Origin of the sequence: Acinetobacter minutum (assembly GCF_035916735.1) — a bacterium.
Taxonomy (GTDB): domain Bacteria; phylum Pseudomonadota; class Gammaproteobacteria; order Pseudomonadales; family Moraxellaceae; genus Acinetobacter.
On record NZ_JAQIHG010000008.1, the window covers coordinates 1 to 25,015 of the forward strand.

23 protein-coding genes and 1 tRNA gene are annotated in these 25,015 nt (G+C 44.1%); 17 read left to right on the forward strand and 7 right to left on the reverse strand.

All coding sequences use genetic code 11. The annotated features are described in order from the left end of the window. The 14 genes from PAE54_RS04980 to htpG all read left to right on the forward strand — a co-directional run. Nucleotides 1-153, forward strand: a 153-nt coding sequence (locus PAE54_RS04980; RefSeq protein WP_447270508.1) for an EF-Tu C-terminal domain-related protein, incomplete at its 5' end; no start/stop codon positions are given. Between the two features lie 51 nt (nt 154-204). Continuing rightward, nucleotides 205-280 (forward strand) — tRNA-Trp (locus tag PAE54_RS04985). Nucleotides 281-357: 77 nt separating this feature from the next. Beyond that, the gene (secE, locus tag PAE54_RS04990; RefSeq protein WP_273778243.1) at nt 358-798 is read left to right on the forward strand and encodes a preprotein translocase subunit SecE; all 441 of its coding nucleotides are present in this window, start codon (nt 358-360) and stop codon (nt 796-798) included. 7 nt (nt 799-805) lie between these two features. Then, nucleotides 806-1,339 (forward strand): transcription termination/antitermination protein NusG, encoded by a 534-nt coding sequence (gene nusG, locus PAE54_RS04995; RefSeq protein WP_011182015.1) that lies wholly within the window; start codon nt 806-808, stop codon nt 1,337-1,339. A 110-nt stretch (nt 1,340-1,449) separates the two neighbouring features. Then, nucleotides 1,450-1,878, forward strand: coding sequence for a 50S ribosomal protein L11 (gene rplK / locus PAE54_RS05000; RefSeq protein ID WP_004637639.1), 429 nt, complete (start codon nt 1,450-1,452; stop codon nt 1,876-1,878). A 3-nt stretch (nt 1,879-1,881) separates the two neighbouring features. Beyond that, a complete protein-coding gene (gene rplA, locus PAE54_RS05005; RefSeq protein ID WP_326518660.1) occupies nt 1,882-2,577 on the forward strand; it encodes a 50S ribosomal protein L1 in 696 nt (231 codons plus the stop codon). A 309-nt stretch (nt 2,578-2,886) separates the two neighbouring features. Beyond that, nucleotides 2,887-3,393, forward strand: coding sequence for a 50S ribosomal protein L10 (rplJ, locus tag PAE54_RS05010; RefSeq protein ID WP_273778245.1), 507 nt, complete (start codon nt 2,887-2,889; stop codon nt 3,391-3,393). A 48-nt stretch (nt 3,394-3,441) separates the two neighbouring features. Further along, complete coding sequence (rplL, locus tag PAE54_RS05015; RefSeq protein ID WP_004985065.1) at nt 3,442-3,813, forward strand: 50S ribosomal protein L7/L12; 372 nt, start codon at nt 3,442-3,444, stop codon at nt 3,811-3,813. Nucleotides 3,814-4,117: 304 nt separating this feature from the next. Continuing rightward, nucleotides 4,118-8,206, forward strand: coding sequence for a DNA-directed RNA polymerase subunit beta (gene rpoB, locus PAE54_RS05020; protein ID WP_273778246.1), 4,089 nt, complete (start codon nt 4,118-4,120; stop codon nt 8,204-8,206). Nucleotides 8,207-8,292: 86 nt separating this feature from the next. Further along, the gene (gene rpoC / locus PAE54_RS05025) at nt 8,293-12,486 is read left to right on the forward strand and encodes a DNA-directed RNA polymerase subunit beta' (protein ID WP_326518661.1); all 4,194 of its coding nucleotides are present in this window, start codon (nt 8,293-8,295) and stop codon (nt 12,484-12,486) included. 170 nt (nt 12,487-12,656) lie between these two features. Further along, nucleotides 12,657-13,013 carry a YMGG-like glycine zipper-containing protein gene (locus PAE54_RS05030; protein ID WP_326518662.1) on the forward strand — a complete coding sequence of 119 codons (357 nt, stop codon included), beginning with the start codon at nt 12,657-12,659 and terminating at the stop codon, nt 13,011-13,013. A 398-nt stretch (nt 13,014-13,411) separates the two neighbouring features. Beyond that, nucleotides 13,412-14,008 carry an OmpW/AlkL family protein gene (locus PAE54_RS05035; protein WP_326518663.1) on the forward strand — a complete coding sequence of 199 codons (597 nt, stop codon included), beginning with the start codon at nt 13,412-13,414 and terminating at the stop codon, nt 14,006-14,008. 196 nt (nt 14,009-14,204) lie between these two features. Further along, the gene (locus tag PAE54_RS05040; RefSeq protein ID WP_326518664.1) at nt 14,205-14,552 is read left to right on the forward strand and encodes a lysozyme inhibitor LprI family protein; all 348 of its coding nucleotides are present in this window, start codon (nt 14,205-14,207) and stop codon (nt 14,550-14,552) included. 120 nt (nt 14,553-14,672) lie between these two features. Next, nucleotides 14,673-16,595, forward strand: a complete 1,923-nt coding sequence (gene htpG, locus PAE54_RS05045) for a molecular chaperone HtpG (protein ID WP_326518665.1) — start codon at nt 14,673-14,675, stop codon at nt 16,593-16,595. Between the two features lie 49 nt (nt 16,596-16,644). Here htpG and PAE54_RS05050 read toward each other — a convergent pair whose 3' ends face one another. From PAE54_RS05050 to PAE54_RS05070, 5 genes are all read right to left on the reverse strand, one after another. Continuing rightward, on the reverse strand, nt 16,645-17,784 hold the full coding sequence (locus tag PAE54_RS05050) for a hypothetical protein (protein ID WP_442784380.1): 1,140 nt from the start codon (nt 17,782-17,784) through the stop codon (nt 16,645-16,647). An 81-nt stretch (nt 17,785-17,865) separates the two neighbouring features. Next, entirely contained in the window at nt 17,866-19,239 is a 1,374-nt protein-coding gene (locus tag PAE54_RS05055; protein ID WP_326518666.1) for a hypothetical protein, read from the reverse strand. Between the two features lie 9 nt (nt 19,240-19,248). Then, nucleotides 19,249-19,428, reverse strand: coding sequence for a hypothetical protein (locus tag PAE54_RS05060; RefSeq protein ID WP_273778255.1), 180 nt, complete (start codon nt 19,426-19,428; stop codon nt 19,249-19,251). A 589-nt stretch (nt 19,429-20,017) separates the two neighbouring features. Beyond that, the gene (locus PAE54_RS05065) at nt 20,018-20,500 is read right to left on the reverse strand and encodes a hypothetical protein (RefSeq protein WP_326518667.1); all 483 of its coding nucleotides are present in this window, start codon (nt 20,498-20,500) and stop codon (nt 20,018-20,020) included. 238 nt (nt 20,501-20,738) lie between these two features. After that, nucleotides 20,739-21,032 (reverse strand): hypothetical protein, encoded by a 294-nt coding sequence (locus tag PAE54_RS05070; protein ID WP_273778257.1) that lies wholly within the window; start codon nt 21,030-21,032, stop codon nt 20,739-20,741. 358 nt (nt 21,033-21,390) lie between these two features. Between PAE54_RS05070 and PAE54_RS05075 the strand changes: the two genes are divergently transcribed. Beyond that, nucleotides 21,391-21,591 carry a dodecin family protein gene (locus tag PAE54_RS05075; protein ID WP_273778258.1) on the forward strand — a complete coding sequence of 67 codons (201 nt, stop codon included), beginning with the start codon at nt 21,391-21,393 and terminating at the stop codon, nt 21,589-21,591. A 78-nt stretch (nt 21,592-21,669) separates the two neighbouring features. Here PAE54_RS05075 and PAE54_RS05080 read toward each other — a convergent pair whose 3' ends face one another. Continuing rightward, nucleotides 21,670-22,371, reverse strand: a complete 702-nt coding sequence (locus tag PAE54_RS05080; protein WP_326518668.1) for a DsbA family oxidoreductase — start codon at nt 22,369-22,371, stop codon at nt 21,670-21,672. 206 nt (nt 22,372-22,577) lie between these two features. Here PAE54_RS05080 and PAE54_RS05085 point away from each other — a divergent pair, with 206 nt between their 5' ends. Together PAE54_RS05085 and PAE54_RS05090 are read left to right on the forward strand one after the other, a co-directional pair. Continuing rightward, nucleotides 22,578-23,327, forward strand: a complete 750-nt coding sequence (locus tag PAE54_RS05085; RefSeq protein WP_326518669.1) for a hypothetical protein — start codon at nt 22,578-22,580, stop codon at nt 23,325-23,327. Nucleotides 23,328-23,444: 117 nt separating this feature from the next. Then, on the forward strand, nt 23,445-23,717 hold the full coding sequence (locus tag PAE54_RS05090; protein WP_273778261.1) for a hypothetical protein: 273 nt from the start codon (nt 23,445-23,447) through the stop codon (nt 23,715-23,717). Between the two features lie 121 nt (nt 23,718-23,838). Here the strand turns inward: PAE54_RS05090 and fadA are convergent, their stop codons facing one another. Next, a complete protein-coding gene (gene fadA / locus PAE54_RS05095; RefSeq protein ID WP_326518670.1) occupies nt 23,839-25,011 on the reverse strand; it encodes an acetyl-CoA C-acyltransferase FadA in 1,173 nt (390 codons plus the stop codon). Between the last annotated feature and the right edge of the window lie 4 nt (nt 25,012-25,015).

The window sequence follows — 25,015 nt, forward strand, 5'->3', positions numbered from 1 at the left end:
AAAGAAGGCGTTGAAATGGTTATGCCAGGTGACAACGTTGAAATGTCAGTAGAATTGATCCACCCAATCGCAATGGATCCAGGTCTACGTTTTGCGATCCGCGAAGGTGGTCGTACTGTAGGTGCTGGTGTTGTTGCGAAAGTAACTGCATAATATAATAAGTTGTGTTGCAAACCGGGAGCTACAGTTCTCGGTTTGTGTTGTAGGCCAGTAGTTCAATTGGTAGAGCGTCGGTCTCCAAAACCGAATGTTGGGGGTTCGAGTCCCTCCTGGCCTGCCATTTTTTTTCTAAATAAAAAGCTTGATGCTGGCTGAACTGTCCTATAATAAGTCGCGAATTCTACGACGAGTACAAAAATGTCGAATGATAAATCGCGTGACGCATTAAGCGAAGCGCCTATCCCTCAAAGAAATAATCCTGCTGAAGTTGTTGGTTCGAGTTCGCCTTTAGATATTGTGCTCTGGGTGATTGCATTAGGATTATTAATTGCTGCAACCTTGGTGAATCAGCATTTACCAGCGTACTGGGCACCAGCAAATGATATTTGGGTGCGCGTTGGGGTAATTTTGGCTTGTATCATCGTGGCTTTAGGTTTATTATACGCCACCCATCAAGGCAAAGGCTTTTCGCGTTTATTGAAAGATTCGCGAGTCGAGCTGCGTCGAGTCACTTGGCCAACCAAACAGGAAACTGTCAGTACCTCTTGGCAGGTGTTGTTGGTTGTAGTTGTGGCCTCACTGGTATTGTGGGGTTTTGATTACGCGTTGGGTTGGTTGATTAAGCTAATTATCGGGTAAAAGAGCTATGAAACGTTGGTATATTATTCATGCCTATTCTGGTTATGAAAAGCAGGTGATGCGTTCACTGAATGAGCGAATCCAGCGTAGCGCTGTTGCCGATAGCTTTGGTGAAGTTCTTGTTCCTACCGAAGAAGTGGTAGAAATGAAGGATGGCAAGAAGCGTAAGTCTGAGCGTAAATTCTTTCCAGGCTATGTGTTAGTCGAAATGGAAATGAATGATGAAACTTGGCACATCGTGAAAGAATGTCCGAAAGTGCTTGGTTTTATTGGTGGTACGGCAGAAAAACCGGCACCAATTACGCAAAAAGAAGCAGATGCGATTCTTGCTCGTGTACGCAATACTGGTGAAGCACCTCGTCCGAAGACGATGTTTGAACCAGGTGAAGAATTACTTGTAATTGACGGTCCATTCACCGACTTTAAAGGCGTGGTGGAAGAAGTTCAATACGAGAAGTCGCGTTTAACGTTGACGATTAATGTATTTAACCGACCAACTCAGGTTGAGCTGGAGTTTCGTCAAGTCGAAAAAACGATTTGATCTGAATTGGTTGAAAAACGCCCGATTTAATCGGGCATTGTTATTGTAACAATACTGTTACGTGAACGATTGGGGAGCCTAACGGCGTTTGTACCCAGAGGTAATTTGAAATGGCTAAGAAGATTGACGGCTATATCAAGCTGCAAGTTCCAGCTGGTAAAGCGAATCCATCTCCACCGATTGGTCCTGCATTAGGTCAACGTGGTGTAAACATCATGGCATTCTGTAAAGAATTCAATGCTGCTACACAAAAACTTGAAGTAGGTCTGCCAATTCCAGTCGTGATCACTGTGTACAACGACAAGTCGTTCACATTCATCATGAAAACTCCTCCTGCATCTATTCTTCTTAAGAAAGCTGCGGGTATCCAAAAGGGTTCATCTGTACCTAACAAAACTAAAGTTGGTAAGTTGACTCGTGCTCAGTTAGAAGAAATCGCGACTACTAAAGAACCAGATTTAACTGGTGCTGATTTAGACGCGCGTGTTCGTACCATCGCTGGTTCTGCACGTTCTATGGGCTTGGAAGTGGAGCTATAAGACATGGCAAAGTTAACTAAACGTCAAAAAGCCATTGCTGCTGCTGTAGAAGCAAACAAAGTTTACACTTTGGAAGAAGCTGTACAGGTTCTTGCTAGCTTGCCTGCTGCTAAGTTCAAAGAATCTTTGGACATTGCAGTAAATCTTGGTGTTGATCCACGTAAATCTGACCAAGTGGTTCGTGGTGCTACGACTCTTCCTGCTGGTACAGGTAAAACTGTACGCGTAGCAGTATTTGCTCAAGGCGCGCAAGCTGAAGCGGCTAAAGCTGCTGGTGCAGACATCGTTGGTTTCGATGACCTTGCTGAAAGCATCCAAGGTGGCAACCTTGACTTTGATGTTGTGATCGCCGCTCCAGACGCAATGCGCGTTGTAGGTAAATTGGGTACGATCCTTGGTCCACGTGGCTTAATGCCAAACCCGAAAGTGGGTACTGTAACTCCTGACGTTGCTGGCGCTGTGAAAAACGCGAAAGCGGGTCAAGCACGTTACCGTGTAGACAAAGCAGGTATTATCCATGCTGCGATCGGTCAGGTGGATTTTGCTGCTGAAGCTGTTCGTCAAAACGTTGAAACTTTGATTGCTGATTTGAAAAAATTGAAGCCAGCAACTTCTAAAGGTGTCTACATCAAGAAGATCACTTTGAGCTCAACTATGGGCCCTGGTCTGACTGTTGATGTGAACAACGTTTCTAACTAAGTCACGACTTAGACAGAATTTTAAAGCCCTGAGTGAGTTTTAAAGCCCTGCTTTAAAACTTACGCAAGAAACGCTCCGTCGTATTTTGCGAACTTAGGCAGACTTTGAATTGATAAATGTAAATTTATCAGCGTCAAAGACCTCAGGCGAGGGATGTTGTTCTTCGGAATAACATTCTTCTTAATACTCCAGCCTGCGTAGACGCGGTGGTGTGATTTATTCCTCCTCCGCGTGTAAGTCCAGTGATGGATTTACGAATTGGGAGTGTGCTTCGCGTAAGCACATAAATCACCGTTAGGAGGTTTTACAATGGCTCTTCTTATCGAAGACAAAAAACAGATCGTTGCTGAAGTAGCTGAAGTTGCTTCTACAGCGTTTGCTGCTGTTGTTGCTGACTATCAAGGTTTAACTGTTGAGCAATTAACTGCTCTTCGTGTTGAAGCTCGTAAGCTTGGTGTTACTACACGTATCGTGCGTAATACTTTGGCTAAACGTGCTCTTCAAGATACTCAATTCAATATCTTGAACGACAACCTTGTTGGCCCAACAATCTTAGCTTTCTCGACTTCTGAAGACGACATGGGCGCTGCTGCTCGTTTGTTCGAAGAATTTGCAAAAACTAACAAAGCATTTGAACTTAAAGCTGCTGCCTTTGATGGCAAGGTTTATGAAGGTGCTGACGTTAGCGTGATCGCGAATCTTCCGAACCAAGAAAAAGCACTTACTATGCTTGCGTCTGTTCTTCAAGCTCCTATTTCGAAATTGGGTCGCCTCATTACAGCGCTCAAAGAGAAAAACGAGTCAGAAGCTGCTTAAGCTTAAATCTACTTTCACACCATTCAATATCCATTTGGAGTTACTCTCATGGCTTTAACTAACGAAGAAATCCTAAACGCAGTTGCTGAAAAAACTGTTCTTGAGCTTGTTGAACTTATCTCTGCTTTCGAAGAGAAATTCAACGTATCTGCTGCTGCTGTAGCTGTTGCTGCTGCTCCAGGCGCTGGCGCTGCTGCTGCTGAAGAACAAACTGAATTCAACGTTGAGTTGACTTCTTTCGGCGCGAACAAAGTTGCTGTAATTAAAGCAGTTCGTGAAGCAACTGGCCTTGGTCTTAAAGAAGCGAAAGATCTTGTTGAAGGTGCTCCACAAGTTCTTAAAGAAGGCGTTTCTAAAGAAGAAGGCGAAGAACTTAAGAAGAAACTTGAAGAAGCTGGTGCTACAGTTACACTTAAGTAATTCTTTAAGGAGTCGATTTTTTAATCGGCTCCATAAAATGGCTGATGGCTCTTGGGTCATCAGCCTTTTTGCGTTACAATAATCGGCTCGATTTTTGTTTGTTCGATAAAATAATCGTCAAATTCAAGAATAAATGAATAAAGATCAAACGTTTACCAGTATTTTTATTGCTGTGAAAATATTGTTAAGCGTTTTTATACCACTAAAATTGCAGCATTTGTAAACAGTGGTGGCCATATCGGCCTGCGTAATTCCTTCTAAGTCCGTTCTGCAGGCGGCTTAGTTTACTTTCCGAGGACTCCAGATGGCATACTCATATACCGAAAAGAAACGGATCCGTAAGAATTTTGGTAAATTGCCCCAAGTCATGGAAGCTCCGTACCTGCTCGCGATTCAAGTCGACTCGTACAGAACTTTCTTGCAAGATGGCAAAACTCCAAAAAACCGCGAAGATATCGGTCTCCAAGCCGCATTTCGTTCAGTTTTTCCGATTGAAAGTTATTCTGGCAATGCTGCTTTAGAATTTGTTGAGTATAGCCTAGGTAAACCTGAGTTCGATGTACGCGAATGTATCCTTCGCGGTTCGACTTATGCGGCACCTATGCGCGTTAAAATTCGTTTGATCATTAAAGATCGCGAAACAAAATCAATCAAAGACGTTCGTGAGCAAGAAGTGTACATGGGTGAAATTCCACTCATGACCGAAAACGGTACGTTTGTGATTAACGGTACTGAGCGTGTAATCGTATCTCAGTTGCACCGTTCGCCAGGCGTATTCTTTGACCATGACAAAGGTAAGACCCACTCTAGTGGTAAAGTGTTGTATTCAGCACGTATCATTCCTTATCGCGGCTCATGGTTAGACTTCGAATTTGATGCCAAAGACCTGGTTTATGTACGTATTGACCGTCGTCGTAAATTATTGGCAACCGTGATCCTGCGTGCGCTAGGCTATAACAATGAACAGATCCTGAATTTGTTCTACGAAAAAGTGCCAGTGTACTTGGATATGGGCAGCTACCAGATTGACCTCGTTCCAGAGCGTCTACGTGGCGAAATGGCGCAATTCGACATTGCGGACAATGACGGTAAAGTGATTGTTGAGCAAGGCAAACGTATTAATGCGCGTCACGTACGTCAGATGGAAGCTGCGGGCATCCAGAAGCTTTCTGTACCTGATGAATACCTGTACGAACGTATCGTCGCAGAAAATGTTGAATTACGTGATGGTTCAGTGATTGAAGCCAATACCGTATTGAGCCATGAGATCATGGTGAAATTGGCTGAAGGTGGTGTTAAACAGTTTAACATCCTGTTCACCAATGACATTGACCGTGGTTCATTCGTTGCGGATTCTTTACGTGCCGATACAACTTCTGGTCGTGAAGAAGCACTGGTCGAAATTTATAAAGTGATGCGTCCAGGCGAGCCACCAACCAAAGAAGCCGCAGAGAACCTGTTCAATAACCTGTTCTTCTCTTCTGAGCGTTATGATCTTTCTCCAGTCGGTCGTATGAAGTTCAACCGTCGTTTGGGTCGTCCTTACGAAGTTGGTACTGATCAGAAGTCACGTGAAGTTGAAGGCATCCTGTCACATGATGACATCATCGATGTACTTCGTACTTTGGTTGAGATCCGTAACGGTAAAGGTGAAGTCGACGATATCGACCACTTGGGTAACCGTCGTGTCCGTTCAGTCGGTGAAATGACTGAAAACCAATTCCGTGTAGGTCTGGTTCGTGTTGAACGTGCGGTGAAAGAGCGTCTTTCACAAGCTGAAACTGATAACTTGTCGCCACAAGATTTGATCAATGCTAAACCAGTAGCTGCAGCGATCAAAGAATTCTTTGGTTCAAGCCAGTTATCTCAGTTCATGGACCAAAACAACCCATTGTCTGAAATCACGCACAAGCGTCGTGTTTCTGCACTTGGTCCAGGTGGTTTGACGCGTGAACGTGCGGGCTTCGAAGTGCGTGACGTACACCAGACGCACTATGGTCGTGTCTGTCCAATTGAAACACCTGAAGGTCCAAACATTGGTTTGATCAACTCGCTTTCTGTTTATGCGAAAGCCAACGACTTCGGTTTCTTGGAAACACCGTATCGTAAAGTGGTTGATGGTCGTGTAACAGACGAAGTTGAATACCTATCTGCGATTGAAGAAGTGGGTACTGTGATTGCACAGGCCGACTCGGCAATTGGTGCGGAAGGTCAGTTGACTGAAGAATTCGTTTCTGTTCGTCATCAAGGTGAATTTGTACGTATGCCACCAGAAAAAGTGACGCATATGGACGTATCTGCACAACAGGTCGTTTCTGTTGCTGCATCACTTATTCCGTTCCTTGAACACGATGACGCGAACCGTGCATTGATGGGTTCGAACATGCAACGTCAGGCAGTTCCAACGCTGATCGCGGATAAACCGTTGGTTGGTACTGGTATGGAAGCCAATGTTGCGCGTGACTCAGGCGTGTGTGTGATCGCGAAACGTGGCGGTACGATTGAATTCGTTGACGCATCACGTGTGGTGATTCGTGTGAATGAAGATGAAATGGTCGCAGGCGAAGCCGGTGTAGATATCTATAACCTGATCAAATACACACGTTCGAACCAGAACACCTGTATCAACCAGAAAGTTCTTGTGAATCTGGGTGATAAAGTTGGTCGTGGTGATGTATTGGCCGATGGTCCATCAACCGATGGTGGTGAATTGGCGCTTGGTCAAAACATGCGCGTTGCGTTCATGACCTGGAACGGTTACAACTACGAAGACTCGATCTTGCTCTCTGAGCGTGTCTTGCAGGAAGACCGTTTAACATCGATTCACATCCAAGAATTGTCATGTGTTGCACGTGATACCAAGTTGGGTGCTGAAGAAATTACTGCGGATATTCCGAACGTTGGTGAAGCTGCGCTGTCTAAACTGGATGAATCCGGTATCGTTTATATTGGTGCTGAAGTCACTGCAGGGGACATCCTTGTCGGTAAAGTGACACCAAAAGGCGAAACGCAATTAACACCTGAAGAAAAATTGCTTCGTGCAATCTTCGGTGAAAAAGCGGCAGACGTGAAAGACTCTTCTTTACGTGTTCCATCTGGTACTAAAGGTACAGTCATTGACGTTCAAGTCTTCACGCGCGATGGTCTGGAAAAAGATGACCGTGCATTGGCGATTGAAAAAGCGCAATTGGATGCTTACCGCAAAGACTTGAAAGAAGAATACAAAATCTTCGAAGAAGCAGCACGTGAACGTATTATCCGCCTGTTGAATAACCAAGTTTCGAATGGTGGTGGTAGTACTAAACGTGGTGACAAATTGTCTGAAGACGTATTGTCAGGTCTAGAGTTGGTTGATCTGCTTGAAATCCAGCCAGTAGATGAAGCAATTGCTGAGCGTTTGTCACAAATTCAAGTGTTCTTGAAAGAGAAGAGCGCAGAAATTGATGAGCGTTTTGCCGAGAAGAAACGCAAACTTTCGACTGGTGATGAACTCACCACGGGCGTATTGAAAGTTGTGAAAGTCTACTTGGCCGTTAAACGTCGTATCCAGCCAGGTGATAAGATGGCGGGTCGTCACGGTAACAAGGGTGTTGTATCTAACATTCTGCCAGTTGAAGACATGCCGCATGATGCCAATGGTGTTCCAGTAGACGTGGTATTGAACCCGCTCGGCGTACCATCGCGTATGAACGTGGGTCAGATTCTCGAAACTCACTTGGGCTTGGCAGCGAAAGGCTTGGGTGAGCAAATCGACAAGATGCTCAAACAGCAGCGTACGATTCTTGAATTGCGTGAATTCCTTGACAAGATTTACAACAAGGTTGGTGGTGAGCAGGAACAGCTTGATACCTTGACTGATGAAGAAATCTTGAAACTTTCAGGTAACTTGCGTGCCGGCGTTCCATTAGGAACTCCTGTATTCGATGGTGCGGAAGAGTCTCAAATTAAAGAATTGCTTGATCTGGCTGGTTATTCAAAAACAGGTCAGATGGACTTGTATGATGGCCGTACCGGTGAGAAATTTGACCGTCCTGTAACTGTAGGTTACATGTACATGCTCAAACTGAACCACTTGGTTGATGACAAGATGCATGCGCGTTCTACCGGTTCTTACTCGCTTGTAACGCAACAACCATTGGGTGGTAAAGCGCAGTTCGGTGGTCAGCGTTTCGGTGAGATGGAGGTTTGGGCACTTGAAGCATATGGTGCAGCGTACACGCTACAAGAAATGCTGACAGTGAAATCGGATGACGTCGAAGGACGTACACGCATCTATAAGAACATTGTAGATGGCAACCATTATATGGATCCGGGCATGCCTGAATCGTTCAACGTATTGACCAAAGAGATCCGTTCTTTAGGTATCAACATTGAACTGAAAAATGGTGATTAAGGCTTAAGCCTCACGAATTTTCAGGTAAACACAATATTTGTGACCCAGTCGGGTGAGCCAGGCTCCCCGACACACGGAGAAAAAAATTGAAAGACTTGCTCGATATCATGCGCAAAAAGACGGACTCAGACGGTCATGTACCCGTTGAGTTTGACCGTATCCGTATTGGTCTTGCGTCACCAGAAATGATTAAGTCATGGTCTCACGGTGAAGTGAAAAAGCCGGAAACCATTAACTACCGTACTTTCAAACCGGAACGTGACGGTTTGTTCTGTGCCAAAATCTTTGGTCCAGTAAAAGATTACGAATGCTTGTGTGGTAAATACAAGCGTATGAAATACAAAGGCGTCATTTGTGAGAAATGTGGCGTTGAAGTCACAACGGCAAAAGTTCGTCGTGAACGTATGGGTCACATTGAACTTGCATCTCCAGTCGCGCACATCTGGTTCTTGAAATCACTGCCAAGCCGTATCGGTTTATTGCTGGATATGACGCTACGTGATATCGAACGTGTATTGTATTTCGAATCATACGTCGTGACTGATCCTGGCATGACGCCAATGGAGAAATACCAGCTTTTAACCGATGAAGAGTACTTCAACGCGTTAGAAGAACACGGTGACGAATTCAGCGCGAAAATGGGTGCAGAAGCGGTTCAAGACTTGTTGAAAGACATCGACCTTGAAGCGGAAATTGCACGCCTACGTGAAGAAATCCCACAAACCACGTCTGAAACCAAGCTCAAGAAAGCTTCTAAGCGCTTGAAATTGATGGAAGCGTTCAAAGAGTCGAACAACAAGCCAGAATGGATGGTGATGAATGTACTGCCAGTACTTCCACCAGATCTTCGTCCGTTGGTTCCTCTTGAAGGTGGTCGTTTCGCGACTTCGGATCTGAACGACCTTTACCGTCGTGTGATCAACCGTAACAACCGTTTGAAACGTCTTCTTGATTTGGCTGCGCCAGATATCATCGTACGTAACGAAAAACGTATGTTGCAAGAATCTGTCGATGCCTTGCTTGATAACGGTCGTCGCGGTCGTGCGATTACTGGTTCGAACAAACGCCCATTAAAATCTTTGGCAGATATGATCAAAGGTAAACAAGGTCGTTTCCGTCAGAACTTGCTCGGTAAGCGTGTCGATTACTCTGGCCGTTCAGTGATTACCGTAGGTCCAACTTTACGTTTGCACCAATGTGGTCTTCCGAAGAAAATGGCTCTTGAACTGTTCAAGCCATTCATTTTTGCGAAACTACAAGCATCTGGCCAGGCAACCACCATTAAAGCTGCGAAGAAAATGGTTGAGCGTGAAACGCCGGAAGTTTGGGACGTTCTTGCTTCTGTGATCCGTCAGCATCCAGTGATGTTGAACCGTGCACCAACCCTGCACCGTTTGGGTCTGCAAGCATTTGAACCGATCCTGATCGAAGGTAAAGCGATCCGTTTGCATCCGTTGGTCTGTGCTGCGTTTAACGCCGACTTCGACGGTGACCAAATGGCGGTACACGTACCATTGACCCTTGAAGCACAGCTTGAAGCGCGTGCCTTGATGATGTCAACCAACAACATTTTGTCTCCAGCCAACGGTGAACCAATCATCGTACCGTCTCAGGACGTGGTCTTGGGTCTTTACTACATCACCCGTGATGCAGTAAATGCCAAAGGTGAAGGCATGGTGTTTGCGGATACGCATGAAGTGAACCGTGCTCTTGCAACCGGTCAGGTAAATTTACATGCCCGCGTAAAAGTACGTGTTCACCAAACTGTGATTAATGACGACGGTGAAAAAGAACATCAAACGATTATTGTCGATACCACACCAGGTCGTTGCTTGCTTTGGGAAGTTGTGCCACAAGGTTTAAGCTTCGAACAGATCAACCTTGAGATGACCAAGAAAAACATCTCAAAACTGATCAACTCTTGCTACCGTAAATTGGGTCTAAAAGATACCGTTATCTTCGCAGATCAATTGATGTACTTGGGTTTCCGTCAAGCAACACGTTCAGGCGTATCGGTTGGTATGGAAGACATGGTGATTCCACCAGCTAAGCATACGATTATCGATAAAGCTGAAGCCGAAGTCCGTGAAATCGAACAACAGTTCGAACAAGGTTTCGTAACCGCCGGCGAACGTTATAACAAAGTGGTCGATATCTGGGCACGCACCAACGACCAGGTTGCTAAAGCGATGATGGACAACTTGTCTTTCACCACTGTGAAGAACAAACAGGGTGAAGATGAGAAGCAAAAATCATTCAACAGCATCTACATGATGTCGGATTCGGGTGCGCGTGGTAGTGCAGCACAGATTCGTCAGTTGGCGGGTATGCGTGGTTTGATGGCGAAGCCGGATGGCTCGATCATTGAAACCCCAATTAAAGCGAACTTCCGTGAAGGTTTGACGGTACTTCAGTACTTCATTTCGACACACGGTGCGCGTAAAGGTTTGGCTGATACCGCATTGAAAACTGCGAACTCAGGTTACTTGACCCGTCGTCTGGTTGACGTAGCACAAGACTTGGTGATTACTGAGCCGGATTGTGGCACTTTAGGTGGCCTGGTCATGACGCCGTTAATTCAAGGCGGTGACGTGATTGAGCCATTACGTGACCGCGTATTGGGTCGTGTGATTGCTGATGATGTGAAACGTCCTGGTACAGAAGAAGTTCTGTTCCCTCGTAATACCTTGATTGATGAGAAGATCGCTTCTCAACTTGAAGAGGCCGGTGTGGATGAAATTCGCGTTCGTTCAGTCGTAAGCTGTGAATCTAGCTTCGGTGTCTGTGCGAAATGTTACGGTCGTGACTTGGCACGTGGTCACTTGGTGAACCCAGGCGAATCTGTTGGTGTTATGGCAGCGCAATCGATCGGTGAGCCAGGTACACAGTTAACCATGCGTACCTTCCACGTGGGTGGTGCAGCGAGCCGAACTTCTGCCGCGAATAGCATTCAAGTACGTAACAAAGGTACAGTACGTTTCCATAATGTGAAAACCGTACAGCACGCCAAAGGTCATCTGGTTTCAACCTCTCGTTCAGGCGAGATTGGTATTGCCGATGAGTTAGGCCGTGAGCGTGAACGCTATAAGATTCCATATGGTGCCAACATCATCATCAAAGATGGTGAAGCCGTTGAAGCTGGTGGAATTGTTGCGACTTGGGATCCGCATACCCATCCATTGGTTACAGAAGTTGCTGGTAAAGTCCGCTTCTCGCAAATTGCCGATGGTGTAACTGCAACATCGAAAACTGATGATGCTACAGGTATGACCACCGTTGAAATCTTGCCTGTGACTTCACGTCCTGCATCAGGCAAAGATTTGCGTCCAGCGATTGTGTTGGATACTGCAGATGGTGGCGAACAGTTCTACTTCTTGCCACAGAACACGATTGTGACTGTGCGTGATGGTGAAACCATTGGTGTCGGTGACGTTATTGGTCGTGTACCACAAGAATCTTCACGTACCCGTGATATTACCGGTGGTTTGCCACGTGTTGCCGACTTGTTCGAAGCACGTAAACCAAAAGAGCATGCGATCTTGGCAGAAGTGTCTGGTATCGTGAGCTTCGGTAAAGAGACCAAAGGTAAGAACCGTTTGGTAATTACGCCGGATGATGGTTCTGAGATCTATGAAGAACTGATTCCGAAATGGCGTACCATCAACGTGTTCGAAGGTGAACATGTGAACCGTGGTGAAACCATTTCCGATGGTCCACAGAACCCGCATGACATTTTACGTCTGAAAGGTGAAGTGGCGTTGACCAACTACATCGTGAACGAAGTTCAGGACGTTTACCGTCTGCAAGGTGTAAAAATCAACGACAAGCACATTGAAGTCATCGTACGTCAAATGTTGCGTAAAGTTGAAATTACCGATGGTGGTGATACAAGCTTTATCAAAGGCGAACAAGTGGATTACATCCGCGTAGTTCAAGAAAACCAAGCAGTACTTGCCCAGAACAAGTTCCCTGCGAAGTTTGAACGTCAATTGATGGGTATTACCAAAGCATCGCTTTCTACTGACTCGTTCATTTCTGCTGCATCGTTCCAGGAAACGACGCGTGTGTTAACTGAAGCGGCTGTAACCGGTAAAGAAGATGACCTGCGTGGTTTGAAAGAGAACGTTGTCGTGGGTCGTTTGATTCCAGCGGGTACAGGTCTTGCTTATCACTTGGAGCGTCGTCGTCAGGAAGCCGAAGCTGCAGAGCATGCTTTAGTGAATGACTTCTCTGAAGTGGATCAAGCCTTTTCTCAAGCTTTAAACCAAGAGCAATTCTAAGTTTAAGCGAATGATCAAAAAAGGAGCCTAAGGGCTCCTTTTTTATTGTGAACGATCTTATCTTTTTACAAAATTAGCCCCTATTTACTCTAGTTCGCTACATATGCTTACGTATTACTTCATCATTTAATCTTATGCTAAAGAGAGGAAAGAATAAGAGGGAATATTTCATGAAAAAGTCTTTAACGATCGTCTGCATAATGATGACATCAGGTCTACTTTTGACTGGCTGTGAAAGCATGAGTACGGCTGATCAACGGATCGGTGCAGCGGCACTAGGTGGTGCTGTTGGTGGTGGTGCAGGAAATGCTGTGGGTGGTAAAGTAGGTGGTGCAGTAGGTGCAGCTGTTGGTGCCGGTGTGGGAGCCAATTCGCAAGGTAGTAGCAAGACCACGACGACGAGCAGTGCAATCGGTGCCGGAATTGGGGCGATTGTGGGTGAGGCCGTCATTGGGGGGAATGCTGGGGCTGCAATTGGTGGTGCGATTGGTGGAGGTGCAGGTGCAGCCATCCAAGAGAAAAAATAATTTCCTTTTACAAAAGGCGCCGAATCAGGCGCTTTTTTTATTCTTAGGATAGATAAAAAACCATAGAAAAGAACCTGTTTAATTTTTGTGATATAAATATCCCTTATTTTTCGAAAATTTGTCTCATTAGTATAGTTTATTTAATTTATTCTTAATAAAAAAGAAGTAATTTTATAATGTATTCTGGTCAATAAATCATATTAAATCACTCGGATTAATAATAATTAAACTTGATTAACTTGGTTGGAATTTAAAACCAACCGTATTGGTCTATTTAAAATAAATATTTATATAAAACAATGTATTAAAAATATTTTATTAAATAAGTTATTAATAAGTATTGCCTAAAATTGAAACCCATGTTTTTATTAATGGTATGAATTAAAGGGGTGTTTATTATGTTAAAGCAAGCTGCGGTTATTACATTATTAGGTCTTTCTTCTGCCACTTTTGCGGGTGGTTGGCAAGTTAAAGTAGGTGCGAGTGCAATCGCTCCATCTGGTGAAAGTGATTTGGCTGGTGGTCTTAATGATGTATCAGCAACTAATGAAATTGGTTTTACGCCAGCAATTGAATATTTCTTTGCGGACACACCATTTTCTGCTGAGCTTTTGTTGGCTGCACCATATAAGCATGAGATTGAAACTCAAGGTACAAAAATTGGCTCTTTCAAACACTTACCACCAACATTGACAGTTAAATATAATTTTAAAAATACGAGCCGTTTTACACCTTATATTGGCGTTGGTGCAACAGCTGTGATTCCATTTGATGAACAATTAGATAGTGGTGCTGATCTTAAAGTGGATAATGCTTATGGTGTAGCGGGTCAGGTAGGCTTCTCATTCCAACCAGCAGATGCGAAAAATTGGGGTGTGTATGCTGATGTTCGCTATGCTGACATCGCAACAGATGTAGAAGTAAATGGTGCTAACTTGGGTGAATTAGAAGTAAATCCATGGGTTTATACCGTTGGTTATAGCTACAAGTTCTAATAACCAATAATAAAAATCATCATAATTAAGATAAGAAAAATTGCGCAGCCCCATTGGAAGAACAATGGGGCTTTTTTATTGAACTGAATATTAAAAAGTTACATTCTTTCATTTAACAAACTTTAAAAATGGCCTGGTAATTAAAATAAGTCCTCGCTACGCTCAGTAGACCGTATTTAATAAAATGAAGATAAAAATGCCAAGATGGATAATTTGTATATTCCTGCTGAGTAATATAGGAATATTCACTCAGGCACAGGCGGCCAGTTTTCGCTGTGAATTGGCTAAAACCAAAACTGAAGTGAAGATCTGTGCAAACCGTAGCTTGAATGATGCAGATGTGAAAATGGCAACCACTTATCAAATTCTGATCCGTCTGGTTCCCATGGGAAACCGTAACATTATTCAGGAAGAACAAGTGAAGTGGCTGCATTTGCGTAATCAATGTCAGGGTTCATTTCGCTGTTTGCAACGTCAATATTTGTTACGTCAGCAAGCTTTAGAACTTCATATGAATCGTATTTATCAGCAGGGCCCATTTTGATGGGCAATGAAAGTAAAAACAAAAATAAAAAATTTATTTTTTAGGATTGAAAAATTTAACAGCTCCTCCATTTCATAAGGCATCGAATAAATACGACCTGTGAATGTTAAGGAGTGATCTATGAGTGGGCAGAGCAATACACAACATTATAACTTCCAAGCGGAAGTGGCTCAGCTTCTACATTTGGTGACCCATTCTCTTTATTCTAATCCTGAAATTTTCTTGCGTGAGCTGGTATCGAATGCTTCGGATGCCTGTGATAAATTGCGCTTTGAAGGCATTAACCATCCAGAATATTATGAAAATGATGCAGATTTGCATGTGCGCATCTCGCTGGATAAAGAACAAAAAACATTGACCATTTCTGATAACGGGATTGGTTTGAGTCAACAAGAAGCCATTGATAATTTAGGAACGATCGCCAAATCAGGAACTAAAGACTTTATGTCCAAATTGACTGGTGATCAAAAATCCGATGCCCAACTGATCGGTCAATTCGGGGTAGGGTTTTATTCTGGCTTTATTGTGGCAGATAAAATTACCGTTGAATCCCGTCGCGCCGGTTTAGCAACCGATGAAGCTGTACGCTGGATTAGCGGTGGAACGGGCGCATTTGAGGTTGAAAAAATTCAGAAAGCTTCTCGTGGTACGGACATTATCCTACATTTGCGTGAAGATGCGCTTGATTATCTCGAATCGTGGAAAGTTAAACAGATTATTAATAAATATTCTGACCACATTAGCTTGCCAATCCAGATGCAAAAAGAAGTCTGGCAGGAAGACGAAGCCGCTGAGGGTGAAGAGTCAAAAGGCGGCCAGATGGTTAAGACGGATGAATGGGAAACCATTAACTCCGCGAGTGCTTTATGGACACGCAATAAAAACGAGATTAGTGAAGACCAATATACTGAATTCTATAAAAATCTCAGCCATGCCTTTGAAGCGCCATTGGCTTGGACACATAATCGTGTAGAAGGCAGTACCGAGTATACCCAGCTACTTTATATTCCAGCCAAAGCTCCGCATGACATTTTTACCCGTGAAGCGAAAGCTGGTATCAAGTTATATGTAAAACGCGTGTTCATTATGGATGATGCGGATAATTTGATTCCGAATTATTTGCGTTTCGTTCAGGGTGTGGTGGATAGTGCAGACCTTCCGCTCAACGTGAGCCGTGAGTTATTGCAGGAAAGCCGTGATGTGAAAACCATCCGTGAAGGCAACACACGTCGTATTCTGAATTTGTTGGATGGATTGGCAAAATCGGAAGATGAAAAAGAGCAGGAAAAATTCAAGCAGTTCTATCAGGAGTTCGGTGCCGTTCTGAAAGAAGGCTTGGGCGAAGACTTTGCCAACCGTGAGCGTATATTGAAGCTGTTACGTTTCGCGACTTCAACCCATGACGATGTAGCTACTTCTTTTGCCGAGTATAAGGCTCGCATGAAAGAAGGACAAAAGGCGATTTATTATGTGACAGCTGAAAGTCTGGCGGCAGCGAAAAATTCTCCGCAGCTTGAACTCTTCAAGAAAAAAGGGATTGAAGTCCTGTTAATGGCAGACCGTGTGGATGAGTGGGCGATGAATTTCGTGCATGAATTTGATGGTACACCGTTACAGAACGTTTCTAAAGGTGCTGTAGATTTGGGTGATCTGCAAGATGCCGAAGAGAAAAAAGCCCTTGAGCAAGCTGCTGAACAATTCAAGCCCGTCGTTGAACAATTGAGTAGCGCGTTAAAAGACAAAACTCAACAAGTTCGTGTTACGACGCGTCTGGTTGATTCGCCTGCCTGTCTAGTGACAGGAGAGGGTGAGTTGTCCCCACAATTAATCCGTATGTTAAAGCAAGCGGGCCAAGCTGTGCCGGAAAGTAAACCAATTCTGGAAATTAACCCAGAGCATCCATTGGTGAAAAAACTGGAAGGCTCGGAGCAGTTTGATGACTTGGCCAATGTGATTTTTGATCAGGCGGTGATTGCTGAAGGGGGGCTACCAGAAGATCCTGCTGCTTATGTGAAACGTATTAATAGCCTATTGTTAAAATAATTTTCCGAGAATAAAAAACCCTGAATATTCAGGGTTTTTTTATGACTATTTAAAATAGAGCTTCAAGGCGTAGCAGGGCACTTAAGTAATGATCGCGGTCTTCCCGATGATCATTGAAATAGTTAAGATCCCCTTGGACATAGAACCATTCACGCCACAAAGGCTGCCGCCAGGAGACAAATGGCCCCCAACTGTTCAGGCGCAAATCACTGTTATTATAAAAACCACCGGTATACAGCCCATAGTTAAAACGGTTACCTGCAAAAAACTGGTGTTGACGGAAAGTACGGTTGTCCCATGTCAGATCGTCCTCTTGTTCATCTGCATAAGTCAGATCAAACTGGTTGGCGAGAATTGCCTGGTTTGGATGAGCATGAACCAGTTGCAGGTTGGTTCTCAGGTAATTTTCACTGTCGATGCCGTACCGGTAAATTTGTTCAGCATAAAATGTGAAATCATTGCGTAATGGCCACTCTTTCGAGGCTTTGGCTCGTACGTAGAGATCATCGCCGGAGCGTAAACCCAAGTCGAGTTCGGTTTGGAAAGGTAAACGCGAGGAAAATTCAGACCAGCGCAATGCAAAGGAACTGTTTTCTTCGCGGCTGCGTTTCTCATCAATGACTTTATCCGTTTCTTTGCTACGATTTTCATTGGTAATCGCAACGTTATTGCTCAGTTCGTTGTCGAGAGAGTCATCACCAAAGACCAGACTAAGCTGGCGCTCTAGGGTCGGTAATTTGATTTTGCCGCGGATCCTTGGCTTGATTTCGTAGTCATCATATTTATTCCAGCGGTTATCCAGAATTACCCTTAAGCTCGCTGTCCCAGGTTTGTTGGGGTCAGATTCTCCAAACCAGCCATCAATTTTATGTGCTGTGTCATCTGCCCAGTGCCGGATGCCTTGTTGTTTTTGGTCAAACCAGGTTTGATTTTCTGTTTCTATTGTTGGTGGCACAATATTCTGGGCTGACTCGGGTGGCAGAATGGTTGGCGTGGCATCAATCCAGCGTGGAATACGGTCGAGCAAATGGTTGCTCTGATGGTGCGGTTCTAGGTTTGTATCGGTATTCGCTGGTACAGGGGAAGGGCTGGCGTAGCTGAGTACCTGTTCAGCCAAGGCAACCGGACTCAATACGCCAAGTAATGTGCATAAAATTCCCTGAGGCACAAATCGTAATGTTTTTTTCATCATGCTGTAATCTTTATTATCTGTCTTGTTGTCTATAACTGTTGTTGATTCCTTCCCTGAAATCAAGAGCTAACAACAAATTTAAGCACTTTTTATCTGATTTGTACCCTTTGAACGCTGCATGATACTGTTGAACAAGACTTCAGCTTGAACGGGCGTTGACAACTCCTGTAAGGCCTGTTGGATCAGTTGCCAAGAAATTCCGGACTGACGATCTAACATGAGATACGGTACAAAGATTTGTTCAGGGAAAGACTGCAAACGTGACAGACCATGTACCACTCGAATCTTTTGTCGCTCTTTGAGGAGGATTAATGGGGTTTCTGCACTCGCTGGCATTTCATCAAAGGCAATAAATTTATGGGTGTGTAATGCGGTGACAGGAACATAGCCTTGATACTGTTCACGTTGCCATAAAAATTTATCTTCTGAACTATATTGCTCAAATACAGCATCGATATTATTTAATGAATGGCGAATTCCTGACCAATCGAGCGTTTTGCAGGAGATTAGTTCATGGCGTTGATGGTGACTGAGCTGGTTCAGTAAACGTAAGGCTTGCACTTGGCTTTGTGCACCCAGTAGAACGAGATAAGCAACAAATTGTCCTTTTTTATTGATTTGTTCTCCGACATATATTGGATTCTGTGTCAGTTGTTCACTTTCATAGTGGCAGCTGTAGAGGCGTAAGAAAGCTGAACAATCAGTAGGTTGGCAGTCTAATTGATACAACTGTTCGGATGTTTGAGTTCCTAATTTTAACTGCTGGACCTGAACGTGTAAGCCATCAAGCAATAAACGCTTTGGCACAGTTTTAGGCTTGCTGAGTATAGGCGTTACAGTAGGGGGAGTCGGTTCACGTTGTATAGGTGTGGATGCTGTATTAATTTCGGTGGGTAAAGCGAATGCTTGTTCAGCAGTCTGGCTCAGTGAGGCGGAAATTGTTGGGAATGCGGTGGATGGCTCGTTAATTTCCAGAACAGGAACGATGGGGGTGAGTTGTTCATCGGGTAGTATCAGACCATCTTGTACATTTTGCTCCAGCCATTTGAAGCATTCTGCCAAACTCGATGCGCTAAAAGATCGGGTCTGTTCACTTTCTGGATGAGCGAATGCGATGAGCCAACCGGATTTTTTATGATAACTCAGCCCCCAACGTGGAGCACTGGCAGTTTTCAGTTGTTGTTGTAATTCATCGGGGGTATTGAAACGGCCACAAAAACTGAGTTGAAAATGGCTATTGAGGAGATACTCCTGCAAAGCCTGATCTGGAGATAAGCGCTCTTTCAGGGCCTGTTGCTGTTTCTGGAAAATGCAAGGATCACAGGATTGAAAAATATTTTTTAGGCGCTGTGTTACCTTAGCCCGCTCAAATAACGTCAATGAGGGCTGTTGCAAAATCTGGGTGAGTTGTTGAACTTCCTGAATAAGTTTGGCTTTTTCAATCAGGCTCATGCATTTCTCTTATACATACTCAAGTGCTTGTTCTAGATAACTGGCCAATACAATATTAAGAACCATCTCTAGTAATTTAAATTCACTTGAAGCAGGCTGTGGATGCTGCTCTGCGAGCGTTATTAAATGTTCGAGATCGGCCTGTAGAGGAGGCAGCTGACCTTGGATAATCGCCTGAAGTTGTTGCATGCTGCTAAAACCTTCATGTGACTTATTTTGTGCGTTTATTGATTATAAGGTTTTAGCCTCGATTTGCATGGGCAAGAGTCGTCATTTAACTGAGGAAGAGGTTGATAAAAGGTTGAATGCTATCGTGGATTGATCGTTATTTTATGGTTATTTTGTGAGATGGTTTTGGTTTTTTGAGTAAGGTGATTGGCATAAAGTATCATCTCGTTTGAATTTAAAACAGTTTTTAAAATGAAGATGAATTCTCTATTTACTAGATACAAGATATGTGAATTTGATCGCTTGGTATAGAGTTTTGTAATGGATAAGTTCCCTAAAAAATATCAGCAGATTTGGATTTTTCTGCATTTCTATGGGAAACAAGTTTATAGGGTCAAGTACAAAGTGAAATGAAAGGAAAGAAAATTCCCTATTTGATCTTATCGTAATCAGTGAACTGATCTTCTTTACTGCGATGTTTTTACAATGGTATTAAAGATCAGAGTCTTAGTGTGCCAATAGGTGCATTCGGAATGTGAAAGGAAGGAATGATCTTAAACGGTATTGTGGAAAGACCTCACCGATCTGAGGCCTTTCCAAGGCGATTGAGTTAAGCTGATTTTTTGAACCAGTTAAACCAGCCTTTTTTCTCTTTTTTAACTTCTGCTTGAGACGCTTGTGGTTGTAATTCAGTTTTGGCTTGAGCAGGAGTGTGCTCAATCTTATTCTCGATGGTTACAGCCTCCTGTTGAGCGGGTGCTGTCGAGGCCGCTAATTTTTCTTTGGCTACGCTAAGCTGCGCGGGTACTTGAGGGACTTGTTGTTGTGCAGTTTCCACTTTCAACTCAGCAGCCTGTTTTTTCATTTCCGCATTTTCATGAGCCAGTTGAGCTCGCTCTTGACCGTGCTGTTTGGCCATTTGCGCTTTTTGGCTCGCTTCCAATTGTGCTGCTTCTGCATGAGCAGGCGCTTGCATCATATTTTGCATGGTCGAGGCTGTCATTTTATGTTGATGTGTTTTTCCAGGTTCAGCCAGCGCATAACCAGAACTTGCAAGGACTGCCACAGATAAAACACTTTTCACTACTGTCATGATCTTTTACCGTTTCTTATTAAATGAAGCTGAAGAAAAATTAAATAGGCCTCAGCTGAAATCAAGTGTAGACCTGTGCTGATTGAAAAACTGTGTAAAAATACGCCGTTTTCTGTTGAATGATGGGTGATTAAGCAATCTTTACAATTATGTAACACAGGTCAGGTGAGGACTCATCGTTTTGAGGAATGCTGTCCTGTGCTGTTAGAAAATAATTTCCAGCAACACAGGTCAGGGATTAGTGACTGTAGGATGAATGTGTGGATTTACATTTACGTTGATACCAGTTACCTGCAATCCCGCCCAACAGTGCACCGCTAAATGTACCGAATACAGGGAGAATACGCCCTGCTACCGCACCGACCAGTACACCGGTCATGGTTGGTGAGATCGGTAAGGCATTGAGTGTACTGAGCGCCTGTTGTTTCATGCTTTGCTTTGTCATATCTGTTGCAGCCAAGGTGTTTTCGGCATTTTCATTACTGACTTCAGTTGTATCCTGCTGGGGTGTTTGATGGTCAAGTGTAGACATAAGGATTCTCTCTCTGTCAAAAAAAACAATTTCATTATGCTAAAGGGATTTATTCTGCTGGATGTAGTGAGGCTGTAATTCTGGGCAGATTTTTAGTAACTTTTCGCCGCTTTCTGTAGTTTTATTTCAGCATGATTAAATCACACGCTAGATTTTTCATTTTTTAAGTTATTTAAATATATAAATATTTTTAATTAATGGTCTGTCGGGCCAGTATAGGTATAAATTGAAGATATTGCTGTTTGCAAGGAATAAGCAGGGTTGTGTATGACTCTGGTGAGCGTTATTTAATTTTCAGGTTTTTCCTTAAAAGTGGCGTTAACTTAGAAAAACAATAAAATCATCTGAGGGTAAACTTATGTCGATTGCAAAAGTTTTGGAAATAACAGCGACCAGTAACCGTAGTTTTGAAGATGCGATTCAGAGTGGTATTGCCAAGGTGACTGAAACGGTACAAAACGTTCAAGGCGCTTGGATTAATGAGCAGAATATCGTGATTAAAGACAATGCTATCGTTGAATACCGAGTGAATTTAAAAGTAACTTTTGTCGTTGAATAAGCTTTCTTAACGCCAAAAAACCCCCATCTCAGATGGGGATTTTTTTATGCCTAATCGCTTTATGCCACTCGAAATAGTTTATATCTCAGGCAGTTCACAGTTATCAGTTTCACATTGTGCAGCCCCCTCTGTGCTGACCGCAGCATGTTCCAGATCATGTTGAACCTTGCTGAGTACTTCGGTGAAAACTTCTAACGGCTGAGCGCCTGATAGGGCAACGCGCTGGTCAAAAACGAAGAATGGAACGCCATTGACCTTAAGTTGTTCTTTGGCAATTTGTTCATCATGACGCACAAAATCGGCAAACAGATCGGTATCCAGCACATATTCGACTTCAGCGGCATCGAGACCAATTCGCGCTGCCACATCTTCAACCGTTTCACGCTCCCCAATCGGTAAGCCTTGGGTCATATAGCTATAGAAAAAAGCCTCTTGTGCCTGATGGCCTAGCCCTTTGCTCTGTGCTAAGTGAATAATGCGGTGGGCATTAAAGGTATTTCCCGAGTTGGCTTGTTGCCAGTTAAATTCAATGCCTTCTTCGGCAGCCATCTCTGCAATGCGCTGCTGCATCTCCTGCATGTCACTCAGGCTGCGGCCATATTTCTCTGCCAGTCGTTCAGTATTGCTGATCGCATGTTTTTCTGGTGCATCTGGATCAAGTTCATAACTGTGCCAGTGGATTTCAAGTTCGATGCCGGCTTGTTGTGCCGCTTTTTCAAGACGTTTCTTGCCGATATAACAGAACGGACAGACCACATCAGACCAGATATCTACACGCATGGGAATTCTCGATGATTACTTGAAACAAAATGATAGGGGGATCGGTCGTGCTTTAAAAGAGGAGAGCCGCAATTAAATTGTTGTGCTGAATTCAAATGTAAGGGAGTGACGAGGAAGGAGGCATTTATCGGATTTAAGTAAAATTCAGCCACAGCTATAAGAGTGATGGTCTAAGATATTCAAAAAGCAGAGATCTGGAGAGAGCAATGCGCCGTATCTTTCTGATTTTAGGTTTATCGGTTGTTTTGGTATTTGGTTTGCTTTTCTATCAATACCAGTTGCAGCAACGTGAGGCAGCCGAATTGCAGGTCTATCAAGCGGTGATGCAGGAAAAGATGACCCTCATTTACCAGCAAGCCCAAGATTGGTCCAAGCCAATTCATGTGCCCATTCAAGATCAACGCTTGCAGGATGACTATCAGATTATTGCCAATTTTGTCTTAACGCAGATGATACAGAATGCTGAGGCCCGCAATGCTTATTTACGTGCATTGGAGGCAGCACAGTGGCCACGTTTTTTACAGATCGAGCGTCTTGATCAGGATCGTCAGCACAATTTCCGTGAAACGGAACAGATGCTCAAACAGGTACATGCGATTACTGAACGCTATCAACAGCAGAGCCAGCTCCGAGAACAACAGGCACTAGAACAGGCGAAAGCCTTGCCCATCAAGGCACGTTTTCGTAAGCAGTTGGCGCAAAGCCTGCGAGAGAGCCATGAAAGTGACCAGACCTATGCTTTGTTTGCGCTGGAATTACAGGTTCTAACGAAAGCAGATGCGATGTTTGACATCCTTAAACGTGATAAATGGGTACGTAAAAACAAAACCTTTATGTTTGAAAATGCGCAGGCGGTCAAACAGTTTAATGCTCTCTACAAAGATGTACTGAGCTTAAATGCACAAATGGAGCGAATTAAAAAACAGAATATTCAGGCAGTTGAGCAGAAGCTATAAGATCACCATCTATCGGAAAATCCAGCATTTTTAGGCAGATGTCACAGAGCATTCAATCTTCTATTCTAGGCTTAAGACCGTGGACATAGATCACCCATCTGATCGGCAGGATTTGATATGAACACCATCCAAGTCTTTGATGAGCTTCAACAGAAATATGCTCAGTATCTGGAAAATCAGCATTATCCTAAACTGGAACGGTTAAATAACTGGGGCAAAAATCGATTTTTCTTTCATCAATATTTTCATCTGATCGAAGATCAGCATCAAACTGAACAGATCGTCATAGAGTTCCATCAGCGCCAATACTGCTTACAGACTGGCAAGGCACCAGATTTTATGGATCAGGAAAAGTATATGGCCTGGCTGATACAAGAATTATGGCATTAGAAAGGTAAGTTGGCTTTGGACGCTTGATCGGTCGCTGGATGTCATCGAGACTTTTTTCAGCTTGATGACCGATAAAAGAATCCCCGCACTGGACGGGGATTCTTTTTATTTCTTAGATCAGTTAAACACGCTCGATAATGGTGGCGATCCCCTGACCTAGACCAATACACATGGTAGCCAGACCGATTTGGGTGTCTTGTTGTTCCATCACATTCAGCAGGGTGGTGGTGATACGTGCGCCTGAACAGCCGAGTGGATGACCTAAGGCAATGGCGCCGCCATGCAGGTTAACGATGTCCTGTTTATCATACAGTCCCAGACCTTTTAGAACAGACAAACCTTGAGCAGCGAAGGCTTCATTAAGCTCGACCGTTTGAATATCACTGATGCTCAAACCCGCACGTTTTAAGGCCTTTTGTGTGGCTGGAACCGGACCATAGCCCATGATTGCAGCATCACAGCCTGCCACGGCCATAGAACGGATCACCGCACGTGGTTTTAAGCCGAGGGCTTGTGCACGTTCAGCAGACATTAACAGCATGGCTGAGGCACCATCGGAAAGTGCGGAAGAGGTTGCCGCCGTGATAGAACCTCCTTTTGGGTCAAAGGCAGGTTTGAGTGCTTGAAAGGCTTCTAGGTTGGCATCGGCACGGATGACTTCATCAATGTCACAGAGGATTTTAAAACCGTTGGTATCGTGGCCCTCAATACCGACGATTTCATTTTTGAAAGCACCGCTTTGAGTCGCTGCCCAGGCACGGCGGTGTGATTCCACACCAAAAGCATCCTGTTCTGCACGGCTAATCCCATTCATTCGGCCGAGCATTTCCGCAGTCAAGCCCATCATGTTGGAGGCTTTGGCATAATGCTTGGAGGCTTCCGGGTTAATGTCCACGCCATGCATCATGCTGACATGCCCCATGTGTTCAACACCCCCAATAATGAAGATGTCACCCTGGTTGGTTGCAATCTGTCCTGCTGCGGTATGAATCGCTTGCATCGACGAACCACATAAACGGTTGACCGTTTGACCAGCCACGGTTTTTGGTAAGTCGGCGAGTAGGCTGGCGGTGCGTGCAATATTCCAGCCTTGTTCGAGGGTCTGGTTGACACAACCCCAGATCACGTCTTCAATTTCATTCACATCAAACTGGTTACGTGCAACCAGCGCACGGATCAATTCGGCGGACATGCTGTCAGCACGGACATGACGGAACATGCCGTTTTTCGATTTGCCCATTGCAGTACGTACGCCATCTACAATCACAACGTCACGTGGATTTAAAGTAGTCATTCAC

What these genes read in the sequence shown, in the direction of transcription:
- PAE54_RS05050 (WP_442784380.1), bottom strand. Translation starts at nt 17,784, where the DNA reads ATGAAAAAAACATTACGATTTGTGCCTCAGGGAATTTTATGCACATTA.
- rplL (WP_004985065.1), top strand. Translation starts at nt 3,442, where the DNA reads ATGGCTTTAACTAACGAAGAAATCCTAAACGCAGTTGCTGAAAAAACT.
- PAE54_RS05055 (WP_326518666.1), bottom strand. Translation starts at nt 19,239, where the DNA reads ATGAGCCTGATTGAAAAAGCCAAACTTATTCAGGAAGTTCAACAACTC.
- PAE54_RS05040 (WP_326518664.1), top strand. Translation starts at nt 14,205, where the DNA reads ATGCCAAGATGGATAATTTGTATATTCCTGCTGAGTAATATAGGAATA.
- rpoB (WP_273778246.1), top strand. Translation starts at nt 4,118, where the DNA reads ATGGCATACTCATATACCGAAAAGAAACGGATCCGTAAGAATTTTGGT.
- htpG (WP_326518665.1), top strand. Translation starts at nt 14,673, where the DNA reads ATGAGTGGGCAGAGCAATACACAACATTATAACTTCCAAGCGGAAGTG.
- PAE54_RS05085 (WP_326518669.1), top strand. Translation starts at nt 22,578, where the DNA reads ATGCGCCGTATCTTTCTGATTTTAGGTTTATCGGTTGTTTTGGTATTT.
- PAE54_RS05065 (WP_326518667.1), bottom strand. Translation starts at nt 20,500, where the DNA reads ATGACAGTAGTGAAAAGTGTTTTATCTGTGGCAGTCCTTGCAAGTTCT.
- secE (WP_273778243.1), top strand. Translation starts at nt 358, where the DNA reads ATGTCGAATGATAAATCGCGTGACGCATTAAGCGAAGCGCCTATCCCT.
- PAE54_RS05090 (WP_273778261.1), top strand. Translation starts at nt 23,445, where the DNA reads ATGAACACCATCCAAGTCTTTGATGAGCTTCAACAGAAATATGCTCAG.
- PAE54_RS05060 (WP_273778255.1), bottom strand. Translation starts at nt 19,428, where the DNA reads ATGCAACAACTTCAGGCGATTATCCAAGGTCAGCTGCCTCCTCTACAG.
- PAE54_RS05070 (WP_273778257.1), bottom strand. Translation starts at nt 21,032, where the DNA reads ATGTCTACACTTGACCATCAAACACCCCAGCAGGATACAACTGAAGTC.
- nusG (WP_011182015.1), top strand. Translation starts at nt 806, where the DNA reads ATGAAACGTTGGTATATTATTCATGCCTATTCTGGTTATGAAAAGCAG.
- rplK (WP_004637639.1), top strand. Translation starts at nt 1,450, where the DNA reads ATGGCTAAGAAGATTGACGGCTATATCAAGCTGCAAGTTCCAGCTGGT.
- PAE54_RS05080 (WP_326518668.1), bottom strand. Translation starts at nt 22,371, where the DNA reads ATGCGTGTAGATATCTGGTCTGATGTGGTCTGTCCGTTCTGTTATATC.
- PAE54_RS05030 (WP_326518662.1), top strand. Translation starts at nt 12,657, where the DNA reads ATGAAAAAGTCTTTAACGATCGTCTGCATAATGATGACATCAGGTCTA.
- rplJ (WP_273778245.1), top strand. Translation starts at nt 2,887, where the DNA reads ATGGCTCTTCTTATCGAAGACAAAAAACAGATCGTTGCTGAAGTAGCT.
- rplA (WP_326518660.1), top strand. Translation starts at nt 1,882, where the DNA reads ATGGCAAAGTTAACTAAACGTCAAAAAGCCATTGCTGCTGCTGTAGAA.
- PAE54_RS05035 (WP_326518663.1), top strand. Translation starts at nt 13,412, where the DNA reads ATGTTAAAGCAAGCTGCGGTTATTACATTATTAGGTCTTTCTTCTGCC.
- fadA (WP_326518670.1), bottom strand. Translation starts at nt 25,011, where the DNA reads ATGACTACTTTAAATCCACGTGACGTTGTGATTGTAGATGGCGTACGT.
- PAE54_RS05075 (WP_273778258.1), top strand. Translation starts at nt 21,391, where the DNA reads ATGTCGATTGCAAAAGTTTTGGAAATAACAGCGACCAGTAACCGTAGT.